The 11759-nt window shown below is 65.8% G+C and carries 11 protein-coding genes and 1 pseudogene; 2 read left to right on the forward strand and 10 right to left on the reverse strand.

Features of this window, described 5'->3' with window-relative positions:
• Window positions 1-22: 22 nt before the first annotated feature.
• Window positions 23-1024 (forward strand): tRNA dihydrouridine(20/20a) synthase DusA, encoded by a 1002-nt coding sequence (gene dusA, locus CYD53_RS21560; protein WP_103720152.1) that lies wholly within the window; start codon window positions 23-25, stop codon window positions 1022-1024.
• Between the two features lie 12 nt (window positions 1025-1036).
• A complete protein-coding gene (locus CYD53_RS21565; RefSeq protein ID WP_103720153.1) occupies window positions 1037-1492 on the forward strand; it encodes a PaaI family thioesterase in 456 nt (151 codons plus the stop codon).
• A gap of 217 nt (window positions 1493-1709) precedes the next feature.
• Here the strand turns inward: CYD53_RS21565 and CYD53_RS21570 are convergent, their stop codons facing one another.
• The 10 genes and pseudogenes from CYD53_RS21570 to CYD53_RS21615 all read right to left on the reverse strand — a co-directional run bounded on the left by CYD53_RS21570 (window position 1710) and on the right by CYD53_RS21615 (window position 11603).
• Window positions 1710-2225 carry a DUF2867 domain-containing protein gene (locus tag CYD53_RS21570; protein ID WP_103720154.1) on the reverse strand — a complete coding sequence of 172 codons (516 nt, stop codon included), beginning with the start codon at window positions 2223-2225 and terminating at the stop codon, window positions 1710-1712.
• A gap of 225 nt (window positions 2226-2450) precedes the next feature.
• Window positions 2451-3641, reverse strand: coding sequence for a multiple monosaccharide ABC transporter permease (gene mmsB / locus CYD53_RS21575; protein WP_425428332.1), 1191 nt, complete (start codon window positions 3639-3641; stop codon window positions 2451-2453).
• A gap of 11 nt (window positions 3642-3652) precedes the next feature.
• Window positions 3653-5218: a multiple monosaccharide ABC transporter ATP-binding protein gene (gene mmsA, locus CYD53_RS21580; protein WP_103720156.1), complete on the reverse strand. Its 1566-nt coding sequence runs from the start codon at window positions 5216-5218 to the stop codon at window positions 3653-3655.
• Between the two features lie 193 nt (window positions 5219-5411).
• Window positions 5412-6479, reverse strand: a complete 1068-nt coding sequence (gene chvE / locus CYD53_RS21585; RefSeq protein ID WP_103720157.1) for a multiple monosaccharide ABC transporter substrate-binding protein — start codon at window positions 6477-6479, stop codon at window positions 5412-5414.
• Window positions 6480-6570: 91 nt separating this feature from the next.
• A complete protein-coding gene (locus CYD53_RS21590) occupies window positions 6571-7473 on the reverse strand; it encodes an SMP-30/gluconolactonase/LRE family protein (RefSeq protein ID WP_103720158.1) in 903 nt (300 codons plus the stop codon).
• Window positions 7467-8393: a Gfo/Idh/MocA family protein gene (locus tag CYD53_RS21595; protein WP_103720159.1), complete on the reverse strand. Its 927-nt coding sequence runs from the start codon at window positions 8391-8393 to the stop codon at window positions 7467-7469. The genes CYD53_RS21590 and CYD53_RS21595 overlap by 7 nt, the downstream gene beginning before the upstream one ends.
• Entirely contained in the window at window positions 8390-9316 is a 927-nt protein-coding gene (locus tag CYD53_RS21600) for a dihydrodipicolinate synthase family protein (RefSeq protein WP_103720160.1), read from the reverse strand. The genes CYD53_RS21595 and CYD53_RS21600 overlap by 4 nt, the downstream gene beginning before the upstream one ends.
• An 8-nt stretch (window positions 9317-9324) precedes the next feature.
• The gene (locus tag CYD53_RS21605) at window positions 9325-10098 is read right to left on the reverse strand and encodes a FadR/GntR family transcriptional regulator (RefSeq protein ID WP_103720161.1); all 774 of its coding nucleotides are present in this window, start codon (window positions 10096-10098) and stop codon (window positions 9325-9327) included.
• Window positions 10095-10250, reverse strand: a pseudogene (locus CYD53_RS21610) (sugar ABC transporter permease YjfF); the annotation flags it as partial. The gene CYD53_RS21605 and the pseudogene CYD53_RS21610, both read right to left, overlap by 4 nt.
• Window positions 10251-10532: 282 nt before the next feature.
• Entirely contained in the window at window positions 10533-11603 is a 1071-nt protein-coding gene (locus CYD53_RS21615; protein ID WP_103720162.1) for an aldose epimerase family protein, read from the reverse strand.
• Window positions 11604-11759 lie beyond the last annotated feature (156 nt).

Genomic DNA, 11759 nt, shown 5'->3' on the forward strand with positions numbered 1-11759 from the left:
TGCGCTGACTTGCAAGAGAACAATGCAGGACCATCAACTCTATAGATTCTCCGTCGCGCCGATGATGGACTGGACTGATCGGCATTGCCGCATCATCCATCGCCTGATGTCGCGGCGCGCCCGGCTCTATACCGAGATGGTGACGGCGCAGGCCGTGATCCGGGGCGATCGCCAGCGCCTGATCGGTTTCGACGATTTCGAGCATCCCGTCGCGCTCCAGCTCGGCGGCAATGACCCCGTCCTGCTGGCGCAGGCGGCGCGGATCGGCGCCGATTTCGGCTATGACGAGATCAACCTGAATTGCGGCTGCCCCTCGGACCGCGTCCAGGGCGGCGCCTTCGGGGCCTGCCTGATGCGCGAGCCCGGCCTCGTGGGCGATTGCGTCGCGGCGATGAAGGCCGCCGTCGCCATCCCGGTGACGGTGAAATGCCGCATCGGCGTCGATGATCAGGATCCGGAAGCGGCGCTCGATGCGCTGACCGCAGCGGTGCGCGCGGCCGGCGTCGACGCCTTGACCGTCCACGCCCGCAAGGCCTGGCTCCAGGGGCTGTCGCCGAAGGAGAACCGCGAGGTGCCGCCGCTCGACTATGAGCGCGCCTACAGGCTGAAGGACAACAATCCCGACCTCGTCGTCACCATCAATGGCGGCATCCGCGCGCCGGAGGAATGGAGCGGCCATCTCGCCCGTCTCGATGGCGTCATGATCGGCCGCGAGGCCTATCAGAACCCCGAGATCCTGCTCCAGGTCGATCCGTTGCTCTTCGGCGAGGCGGCGCCGGTCGCGGACGCCTTCGCGATGCTGGAGGCGCTGGAGCCGCATATCGCGGGCCATCTCGAGCGGGGCGGGCGATTGCACGCCTTCACGCGCCATCTGGTTGGGCTGTTCCCCGGCCAGCGCGGTGCGCGCCTGTTCCGCCGCCATCTCGCCGAGCATTGCGTTTCTGCCGAAGCGGGGCTTGCCGATCTGCGTGCGGCAGCGGCGCATGTTTCGCGTTATGAGGATGCGGCTGTCGCGGCTGCTTAGGAAGAACTGTCGATGCCGGATGCCTCGCCTCTACAGGAGGACACCACCCGGCGTATCGCCGACAGCTTTGCCAAACAGGCCTTCATGACCACGCTCGGGGCGCGGCTGCTGCATGTGCGCCCCGGCGAGATCGAGATCGACTTGCCGGTCTCGGCGCATCTGACCCAGCAGCACGGCTTCGTCCATGCCGGTGCGGTCGCGAGCATCGCCGATTCCGCCGCAGGCTATGCGGCTTTGACGACGATGCCGGCGGGGGTGGGCGTGCTGACGGCCGAGTTCAAGATCAACCTGCTGGCGCCTGCCGCCGGCGAGCGCCTGCTTGCCAAGGGCAAGGTGATCAAGGCCGGGCGCACCTTGACGCTCGCCATGGCCGAGGTCTTCGCGATCTCGGGCGGCCCCCCCAAGCTCTGCGCCATGCTGACCGCGACCTGCATGGCGATCACCGGACGCGAGGGCGTGTCCGACTAGAGTCGTTTCTGAATCAGTTTGATCGGAAACTGCTCTATCTCCTTGTTTCAATGCGCTTTCTTCACGCGAGCCGACGCCCGTTTCGCTCGAAAACGCTCTGCAGCAGCGTTTGAATCAATGTGATCGAAAACCGCTCAAGCTCTTTGTTCTAAAACGCTTTTTCTCCTGAGCCGGCGTCCGCTTCGAGGGGAGCTGACATCAGGATCTTCGTGGCCACCTAAGCTTGTGCCCGTACAAACTGCGCCAGGTTGGCCCTGACGACGAGGTGATGAAACGGCCTGATCAGGTTGAGATAGGTGAAGCCCAAGGCATTGTGAGTGTGCACGACGGTTGTCGCGATGAGCTGCGTGCCGGCTGGAGACTTGCGACGGAGCAGCGACAGTCGGAAGTCCAGGTGCCGATCATCCTCACCCAGCACAATTTCGTCCTGGCCTTCCCATTGCACCGGGAAGAAGTCCACGCGTTCGGTGTCGGCTCTGGACGCTCGGACCTCGCCGGAGGTTTTGACGCCGAAGGGCGTCACCATGGCGTCGCGCACCGCGACCAGTGCCTTGATCCACGCCGGTTGATCGCCGACCGTCCGGGTCGCCAGCACGCGCATGCTGTCCTGTTTCGACGAACTCAGATCGATGCTGTAGCTGTCGAGCAGGCTGGCATTCTCGTACCAGCTTGCAACGACGCTTTCGGGTGGCGGCGTGGTCCGGCGCACCGGTGCTTGGCGTTCTAAAGACATGCCGAAAGCTCGATTCTGGCAGCATTTGCGGCAGCTGACCGGCCACTAGCGCTGAGGAAGTCCATGCCTTCGAACGACGCCGGCCGGGACCGATATGATAGTGCGCGCGAGCGCTCTACACGTGATGTATCCGATGAGGAATACGCCCTGATAGAGCCGTTGTTGCCGCAGCCCAGGCGGCCCGGTCGCAAGGCTCATGATGGATCTTGATGGCGAGACAGGCGCTCAGCGCTTCTGATTGTAGACGTCGAGGCAGACCGCACCCAGCAGGACGAGGCCCTTGATCACCTGCTGATAGTCGATACCGATGCCCAGGATCGACATGCCGTTGTTCATCACGCCCATGATCAGCGCGCCGATCACCGCTCCCGAGACGCGCCCGACCCCGCCATAGGCCGAGGCGCCGCCGATGAAGCAGGCGGCGATCACGTCGAGCTCGAAGCCCAGCCCCGCCTTCGGGGTCGCCGTGTTGAGCCGGGCCGCGAAGACGAGGCCGGCGAGCGCTGCGAGAACGCCCATATTCACGAAGGTCAGGAAGGTCAGCCATTCCGTGCGCACGCCCGAAAGCTTGGCGGCGCGCGCATTGCCGCCGACCGCATAGATCTGCCGGCCGATGCTGGTGCGCGTCGTCACGAAGGCATAGAGCGCGATCAGCACCCCCATCACCACGAGCACGTTCGGCAGGCCGCGATAGGAGGCGATGAGATAGGTCGCGTAGAGGATGATCGCGGCGAAGGCGAGGTTCTTGGCGATGAAGAAACCCTGCGGCTCGAGCGGGATGCAATGGCTCTGCTGGCGCATGCGGCTCTTGAGATTGAGCACCACGAGCAGGATCGCGAGCGCGGCCCCGATCGCCAGCGAGGTCGGGTAGAGCGCGCCTGCCTCGGGCATCAGCTCGGGGATGAAGCCCGAGGACAGCTTCTGGAAGGTCGCCGGGAACGGCCCCAGCGACTGGCCCTGCAGGATCGCCAGCGCCAGCCCCTTGAAGACGAGCATGCCGGCAAGCGTCACGATGAAGGAGGGGATCTTGAAATAGGCGACCCAATAGCCTTGCGCCGCGCCGATCAGCGCGCCCAGCGCCAGGCAGATCAGCGCGGCGGGCACGAAATGCATCTCGTAGCGCACCATCAGCACGGCGGCGACCGCGCCGACCGCGCCCGCCACCGAACCGACCGACAGGTCGATATGGCCGGTGACGATGACGAGCAGCATCCCCAGAGCCATGATGACGATGAAGCTGTTCTGAAGCACGAGATTGGTCAGGTTCAGCGGCCGCAGCAGCGTGCCCCCGGTCACGACCTGGAAGAACAGCATGATCGCCACCAGCGACATCAGCATGCCGTAGTCGCGCAGGCCCGTCTTGAGGTGGTTGCCGGCCGGACGCGCCGGTGCTTCGCTTGAGGTCTTGCCGCTCAAGGTTTCGCCGCTCATGCTCTGGCCTCCCCGTTGCGCATGATGGCGCGCATGATTTTTTCCTGGCTTGCATCCTGCGCGGAGAATTCGCCGACGAAGGCGCCCTCGTTCATCACGCAGATGCGGTCGCAGATGCCCAGCAGTTCCGGCATTTCCGACGAGATCACGATGACGCCGCGTCCGGAATCCGCCAGCTGGTTGATGATGCAGTAGATTTCATATTTGGCGCCGATGTCGATGCCGCGTGTCGGCTCGTCCAGGATCAGCACCTTGGGCTCGGTGAAGAGCCATTTCGACAGCACGACCTTCTGCTGGTTGCCGCCCGAAAGCTGGCCGGTCTCCTGGTAGACGCTGGCGCTGCGGATGCCCATGCGCGAGCGATAGCCCGTCGCCACCTTGAGCTCGGCCATGTCGTCGATGACGCCGCCTGGAGCCACCGCCGGCAGGTTGGCCAGCGTCATGTTCTTGCGGATGTCCTCGGCCAGGATCAGCCCGAGCTCCTTGCGGTCTTCGGTGACATAGGCGAGCCCGGCAGTGACGGCGCGCCGCACGGTGGAGAGATCGACCTCGCGACCCTCCAGCCTGGCGCGGCCGCTGATATGGCGCCCATAGGAGCGGCCAAACACGCTCATCGCGAATTCGGTCCGGCCTGCGCCCATCAACCCGGCGATGCCGACGATCTCGCCGCGCCGGACCTGGAAATCCACGCCCTTGATCACGCGCCGCCCGGGATCCTGCGGGTGGAACACCGTCCAGTCCTCGACCTCGAAGATCACCTCGCCGATCTTCTCTTGGCCTATCTTCTCTTGGCCAATCTTGGGCTCGCGCTTGGGATAGCGATGCTCGAGATCGCGATCGACCATGCTGCGGATGATGCGGTCCTCCTCGACCGGGCCGGCGCGGCAGTCGAGCGTGTCGACGGTGCGCCCGTCGCGCAGCACGGTGATATGGTCGGCGACGCGCGCGACCTCGTTGAGCTTGTGCGAGATCAGGATCGAGGAGATGCCCTGCGCCCGCAGCTCGACCAGGAGATCGAGCAGCGCCTCGCTGTCGCGCTCGTTGAGGCTCGCGGTCGGCTCGTCCAGGATCAGCAGCCGGACATCCTTGGACAGCGCCTTGGCGATCTCGACGAGCTGCTGCTTGCCGACGCCGAGATCGATGACACGGGTGTCGGGCGCCTCGTTCAGGCCGACCTTGGCCAGCAGCGCCAGGGCGCCGCGATAGACCGCTCCCTGGTCGATCACCCCGAACCGCGTGGGCGGGTTGGCCAGATAGATGTTCTCGGCGATGGAGAGGAGCGGGATCAGCGCCAGCTCCTGATGGATGATGATGATGCCGAGCGCCTCGGATTCGGTGATGTCGCGGAAGCGCCGCTCCTCGCCATCGAAGACGATGGCCCCGTCATAGGAGCCGTGCGGGTAGACGCCGCTCAGCACCTTCATCAGGGTCGATTTGCCGGCGCCGTTCTCGCCTACGACGGCGTGGATTTCGCCGGGTTCGACCGAGAACGAGACGTCGCTCAGGGCCTTGACGCCCGCGAAGGCCTTGCTGATGCCGCGCATGGCCAGGATCGGATTCATTTGATCTGCTCCGCGACCGGATGGATCGACGGCCCCGCCTAGAGCCGGATGATGTCAGATGGGATCACCAAGTGATGCCATCTGACATCTGAATCCGTCTCTCATTCAAAAGTGAGAGCAGGATCTATGCGAAAAACCGGTTCCCACTTTTTCGCATCCTGCTCTTGGGCGGGGCCGCGCGCGAGGGGCGGCGTTACTTGATCTGCCCGGCCTTGTAGTAGCCCGAGGCGATCAGGATCGCTTCCCAGTTCGACTTGTCGACCGCGACCGGGGTGAGCAGGTAGGACGGCACGGTCTTGCGGCCATTGCTGTAGGTCTTGGTGTCGTTGACCGGCACCTCCTTGCCGCTGAGCATGGCATCGACCATGTCGGCGGTGACCTTGGCGAGCTCGCGGGTGTCCTTGAAGATGGTCGAATACTGTTCGCCGGCGAGGATCGACTTGACCGAGGGAACCTCCGCGTCCTGGCCCGAAACCAGCGGCATCTTCATCGAGCCCGAACCGTAGCCGACGCCCTTCAGCGACGACAGGATGCCGATCGAGATGCCGTCATAGGGCGAGAGCACGGCGTCGATGCGCTTGTTGTTGTAGAAGGCGCTGAGCAGGTTATCCATGCGCGCCTGGGCGGTTGCGCCGTCCCAGCGCAGGGTCGAGACCTTGTCCATGCCCATCTGGCCGCTCGCCACCACGAGCTGCTTGGAGTCGATGAAGGGCTTCAGCACCGACATCGCACCGTCATAGAAGAAATACGCGTTGTTGTCGTCCGGCGAGCCGCCGAAGAGCTCGATGTTGAACGGCCCCTTCGCCTCCGGCAGGCCAAGGCCCTTCACCAGCGTCTGCGCCTGCAGGACCCCGACTTTGAAGTTGTCGAAGGTCGCATAATAATCGACATTCGGTGAGTTCCGGATCAGGCGGTCATAGGCGATCACCTTGGTGCCGGCGGCGGCCGCCTGCTGCAGGATGTCGGACAAGGTGGTGCCGTCGATGGCGGCGATCACCAGGACCTTCGCCCCCTTGGTGACCATGTTCTCGATCTGCGAGAGCTGGTTGGGGATCTCGTCCTCGGCATATTGCAGATCGGTATTGTAGCCGCGTTCCTTCAGCACCTTCACGATGTTGTCGCCATCGGCGATCCAGCGGGCGGATGATTTCGTCGGCATGGCGATGCCGACGGTGGGCTTGGATTGCGCCAGCGCCGGCCCGGCAAAGGCAAGCGCGCCCAGCGCGAGAGCGGATAGAAGCTTGGTGATCCCGGATGTCATCGTTTTCTCCCTTGGTAGAATATTTGCTTGGTTGACTATTCGGCTGAACGTTCATCGCCGCCTGCAAGCGGTCTTGGTTGAGATGAGACTGTCAGTGCGCTCCCAGCCTGACCCGCGGCTCCGCCTTTCCGACCGCGCCGGGGCTGAACAGGAATGTCGCGCCACCCAGCGGATCGGCGGCGCGGGCTGCTTCATCCTGTCCCTCCCAGGCGCTGGTGACCAGCAGGCGGTCGAAGGCCCGCCCGACGAAGACCGGGCAGCTCGGCTGGCGTGCCGGCACGGCCAGGCTGCGGACGGTCTCGCCCTGATCGGTGAGGACATCGATGCGCGCCCCGCCCCAGCGGGCGATCCAGATCAGTCCCTCGCGATCGATCACGGCGCCGTCGAGCCCTTTGCCGTCGTCGGACAGGGCAAGCGAGGAGGGCGCCTCGCGCGGCAGCCCCGTCACGGGGTCGAGCGCCACGCGGTAAAGTTCGTTCTGCGCCGTGTCGGCGAAAAACCCTTGCCGGCCGTCGGCCGAGAAGCAGATCGCGTTGGGGATCGTCAGCCCGGAAAACAGCAGCACGACCTCGCCACCCGACAGCGCATAGATCGAGGCGGCGCCGGCCTTGGCGCTCTTGCTCATCATGCTGAACCAGAACGCCCCGCCGGGATGCGCGCGCGCATCATTGGAGCGTGTCGCGTGGTCATCCGCCTCGACGGCGCGAAACGGCGTCATGGCGCCGTCCCGGCGTGAACGCAGATGCAGCCCGCTCTCGGTCGAGACGATCTGGCGCTCGTCATCGACCATGGCCAGCGCCGAGGCCATCAGCGGGAGATCGTGGCAGGTCACGCCGCCGGTTCCCAGATCAGCCTCGAACAGCTTGCGCTCCAGAATGTCGAACCAGAACGCCGCGTCGGTCGCAGCGTCATAGGCGGGCCCTTCGCCGAGATGGCAGCGTGTTTCTCCGAGCAGCACGGGAGCGGGCAGGGCGGCCGGCGTCGCGCTCACCATGTGAACGCCTCCATGCTGCGACGCTGCCCGAGCAGGAACGCGTCGGCCACGAGTTGCAGGGGCGCCAGATCGACATCGCTCTCGCGCCTGCCGACAAGATCAATGAGGCGGCGGTAGAGCGCCGGATACTCCGCCTCCGGCTCGTCGACGAGCGGGCGGCCGTCATGGTCGAGCTTCGCGCCTCCGGCTGACAGCATCAGCGTTCCGCCTTCCGTCTCGATGCGCATGTCCCAGCTTTGCGATCCTGCCTGCAGGAAATCGAATTCCGCCCGGATCGGCAAGCCGGCCTCGTCGGCAAGATCGAGCTCGGCTGCGATCGGCACCGCGCGATTGGCGGGGAAGGCGAGCCCGGCACCCTGCAGAAAGACCGGGCGCGGCAGGATGCGGGTCAGGATCGACAGCGCGTTGATCCCGGGATCGAACACGCCGAGCCCGCCGGCCTCGAAGATCCAGTCCTGACCGGGATGCCAGACCCGCACATCCTCGCGCCAGTCGATCTTGACCGACAAGGGCCGGTTCGCCGCGAGGAAGGCGCGGGCCGGCTCGACCGCCGGCGCAAAGCGGGAATGCCAGGTGGCAAAGAGCGTCAGGCCCTTGTCGCGCGCCATGGCGATCAGCGGAGCAAGCTCGCTGACGGTCGCGCCGGGCGGCTTCTCCAGCATGACATGCTTGCCGGCCGCCAGGGCCAGCGCCGCCTGGGCTCGCCGCACCTGCGGCGGCGTGCACAGCGCCACCGCATCGACCGCGACATCGGAGGCAAACAGCGCCTCGAGGGTCTCGAAACAGGGCACGCCGTCCAGCCGCGCATTGCGGCTGACGACGGCCGCGATCGCGATCTCGGGCAGGCCCGCCACCGCGGGCAAATGCTGGTCGCGGGCGATCTTGCCCAATCCGACGATGGCGAGGCGCAGCATGCTCATTTGCTCCAGCGCAGAACCGCGGCGTCGAGGCTTTTGGCGATCTCGATCAGCCCGGCCTGCGTCTTGGGATGAGGCAGTTCGAGCGGATGGCGCAAGGCGGCCGAGCCGATGATCCCGCCCTCCTTCATCAGGATCTTCGCCGCCGACAGGCCGGTCTGGCGGTTCTCGTAATTGATCAGCGGCAGCCAGCGCGCATAGGCGGCCATGGCCTCATTGCGGCGCCCGGCGAAGTAGGGATCGACGATCTGGCGGATGCCGTCGGGATAGCCTCCGCCGGTCATCGCGCCGGTCGCGCCCGCATCGAGATCGGCCATCAGCGTGATCGCCTCCTCGCCGTCCCAGGGGCCTTCGATCGTCTCGCTGCCGAGTTCGAGCAGCGTGCGCAGCTTGGCCGCGGCCTGGGCGACCTCGATCTTGAAATAGGAGACGTTCTCGATCTCGCGGGCGAGCTTCGCCAGGAAGGCGGGCGAGAGCGGCGTGCCGGCCACCGGCGCGTCCTGGATCATGATCGGGATCGAGATCGCATCCGAGACGCGACGGAAGAAGGCTTCGATCGCCGCCTCGCCGACCCGGAAGGTCGCGCCATGATAGGGCGGCATGATCATCACCATGGCCGCGCCTTTGTCCTGTGCGCGGCGCGAACGCTCGGCGCAGACCGCGCTGCCGAAATGCGTCGTCGTCACGATGACCGGCACCCGGCCCGCGACATGGTCGAGCGCCAGATCCATCACCATGTCGCGCTCGGCATCGGTCAGCACGAACTGCTCGGAGAAGTTCGCAAGGATGCACAGCCCGTCCGAGCCGGCCTCGATCATGAAGTCCAGGCAGCGGCGCTGGCCCTCGGGATCGAGCGTGCCGTCATCGTGGAAGATGGTCGGCACGACGGGGAAGACGCCGCGATAGGGTCTGGTCGCTGCAGGCATGGCGGTGCTCAATCCTTGTCTGGGAGAAGGCGGGAAGGGGCGATGAGACGATGCGACCCGGGGAGCCGCTCGGAGGGTTCGCTGCGCGCCGCGCCGTGGCGGCGCAATCCGTTGAAGATGACCCCCACCATGGCCTCGGCTGCACCCTCGACGTCGCGGGCAGCGATAGCGTCGACGATCTTCCGATGCGTCATGATGACGATGTCGCGCTCGGGTTCCTCGACCGGCGCGCTCAGCAGGAAGGACGCCCGCAGTGCAACGTCGATGACGCCGCCGACCGAGCGCATGAACGGATTGCCCGAGGCATTTGCGACGGCGACATGGAGCGCGAGATCGGCATTGGCGAAGGCCACGGAATCGGACGGCTCGCGCTGCATCGCGGCCAGATCGGCCTCGGTTCTGCGCTCGGCGGCCAGGGCCGCCGCACGAGGCTCGACCGCCAGCCGGATTTCGGCGAGATCGTCCAGGAAGCGGCGGTCTATGCCGGCCTGAAGATGCCAGGCGAGCAGGTCGCTGTCGAACATGTTCCAGGCGGCGCGCTCGCGCACCACCGTGCCGACCCGCGCCTTGGTGGTAAGCAGGCCCTTGGCGACGAGCGTCTTGACGCTTTCGCGCAGCACGGGGCGCGAGACGCCGAAGCGCAGCATCAGCTCGGCATCGCCGGCGAGCTTGGAGCCTTCCTTGGCGCGGCCGGCGATGATGTCGATCGCGATCATCCGCGCCACCTCGGCGTGGTTGGAGTGCTCCCGCCGCTCGGGAACCGCGACGATTCCGGGTTTCATGGCGTGGTTCCTCTTGCCGCAGTGCCCCGCACGGAGCGGCGGGCCAGCGCCAGCGTCGCCTGCTGGAACGCGATGAAGGCAAACAGCAGGACCCCGGTGACGATCTTGGTCCACCAGCTCGACAACGTGCCGTCGAAATTGATGCAGGTCTGAAACAGGCGCAGGCTGCCGCCGGTCAGGACGACCGCGAGCATGATCAGGCCGAAGGCGCTCAGCCGGCAGCCGCCGGGCAGGCTGCGCTGGCGGCATTGAGACCGCCGGCCAGCATGGTCGCGGCAAGCAGCGTGGTCATGGATGAAAGACGGCGCATGAGCTTCTCCCGGAACGTTATCAATCGAGGCGCCTCTGCGTGCGCTGCCTTGTTCTAGCGGGGCCGTTTGAAGCTGTAAATAGTCATACTATCTTACTAATGGTCAGCGACCTGCGGGAGCCGCTCAGGCCGTGAAGCGATAGAGCGTGCGATGCCGGTAGAGCGCGCCCGGTATCAGCCTGGCCGATGGGAAATCCGGACGGTTTGGTGCGTCGGGCCAGATCTGCGGCTCCAGGCAAAAGGCGTCGGCCTGGCGGTGGAGCCTGCCATGCTTTCCCGCCACGCTGCCGTCGAGAAAATTGCCGGAGTAGAGCTGGAGGCCGGGCTGGTTGGTATGGAGCTCCATGATCCGCCCGGAGCGGGGCGCCTCGACGCGAGCGGCCAAACGTAAGTCGTCCGTCGGCAAGCCATCCGCAGGAGCCAGGCAGAAATTATGGTCGTAGCCGCGGCCGCGCCGCAGCTGTTCGTCGGGGTGCCGGATGCGGGCGCCGATCGGATGCGGCTGGCGGAAATCGAACGGCGTGCCAGTGACGTCTCGCGGCGGCTCCTGCAGCGGGATCGCGGTTTCGTCCACCGCAAGGAAACGATCGGCGGCGATCTGCAGGCGATGCTGCAGGATATCGCCAGCCGCGGTGCCGTCGAGATTGAAGAAGCTGTGATTGGTCAGGTTGACCACCGTCGCCCGATCGCTCGTTGCGATGATGTCGAGCAGGAGTTCGCTTGGAGCCGGCAGGCTATAGCGCACCTGCGTCTCGACCGTGCCGGGGTAACCTTCCTCGCCATCGGGGCTGCGGCAGGTCAGCGTCAGCGCCGGAACCGGGCCATCCTCTGCGCCGACGATCCTCCACGCCTTGCGGCTGAAGCCGTTGACGCCGCCATGCAGCGCGTTGGGGCCATTGTTGCGGGCAAGCGAAACCTGTGCCCCGTCGATCACGAAGCTACCGCCCGCAATGCGGTTGGCGTAGCGCCCGACCGTCATGCCGAAATAGCAGCCCGGGCGGGTATAGGGCTCAAGCGCGTCGAAGCCGAGAACGACGTCGTCGATCGCCCCTGCGCTGTCGGCCACCAGCAGCGCCTGGAGCGCGGCGCCATAGCTGATGATGCGCGCCGTCAGCCCGCCATCCCGCCTCAGCGTGACGCGCTCGATGGCGGTGCCGTCCGGCAGGTGCCCGAAGATCTCGCGTTCGACCGGCATGCGTCTCTCTGCTTCGGCGCTTTTCGGCACGTGTCGGCCTATGTCGGCAAGCCGAGGCTCATCGTCACGGCTGAAGTCTGCCGCCACGGCGGCGCAATGTACATCGTTCTCAAATCCCGCAGCATGCAGCCCGCGGTGATCGCAACGTCCGCAGCC

The sequence above is a fragment of the Allobosea psychrotolerans genome (assembly GCF_002917105.1).
In the GTDB taxonomy this organism is placed as follows: domain Bacteria; phylum Pseudomonadota; class Alphaproteobacteria; order Rhizobiales; family Beijerinckiaceae; genus Allobosea; species Allobosea psychrotolerans.

Coding starts and splice junctions, on each gene's coding strand:
- dusA (WP_103720152.1), top strand. CDS start 23: ATGCAGGACCATCAACTCTATAGATTCTCCGTCGCGCCGATGATGGAC.
- CYD53_RS21565 (WP_103720153.1), top strand. CDS start 1,037: ATGCCGGATGCCTCGCCTCTACAGGAGGACACCACCCGGCGTATCGCC.
- CYD53_RS21570 (WP_103720154.1), bottom strand. CDS start 2,225: ATGTCTTTAGAACGCCAAGCACCGGTGCGCCGGACCACGCCGCCACCC.
- mmsA (WP_103720156.1), bottom strand. CDS start 5,218: ATGAATCCGATCCTGGCCATGCGCGGCATCAGCAAGGCCTTCGCGGGC.
- chvE (WP_103720157.1), bottom strand. CDS start 6,479: ATGACATCCGGGATCACCAAGCTTCTATCCGCTCTCGCGCTGGGCGCG.
- CYD53_RS21590 (WP_103720158.1), bottom strand. CDS start 7,473: ATGGTGAGCGCGACGCCGGCCGCCCTGCCCGCTCCCGTGCTGCTCGGA.
- CYD53_RS21595 (WP_103720159.1), bottom strand. CDS start 8,393: ATGAGCATGCTGCGCCTCGCCATCGTCGGATTGGGCAAGATCGCCCGC.
- CYD53_RS21600 (WP_103720160.1), bottom strand. CDS start 9,316: ATGCCTGCAGCGACCAGACCCTATCGCGGCGTCTTCCCCGTCGTGCCG.
- CYD53_RS21605 (WP_103720161.1), bottom strand. CDS start 10,098: ATGAAACCCGGAATCGTCGCGGTTCCCGAGCGGCGGGAGCACTCCAAC.
- CYD53_RS21615 (WP_103720162.1), bottom strand. CDS start 11,603: ATGCCGGTCGAACGCGAGATCTTCGGGCACCTGCCGGACGGCACCGCC.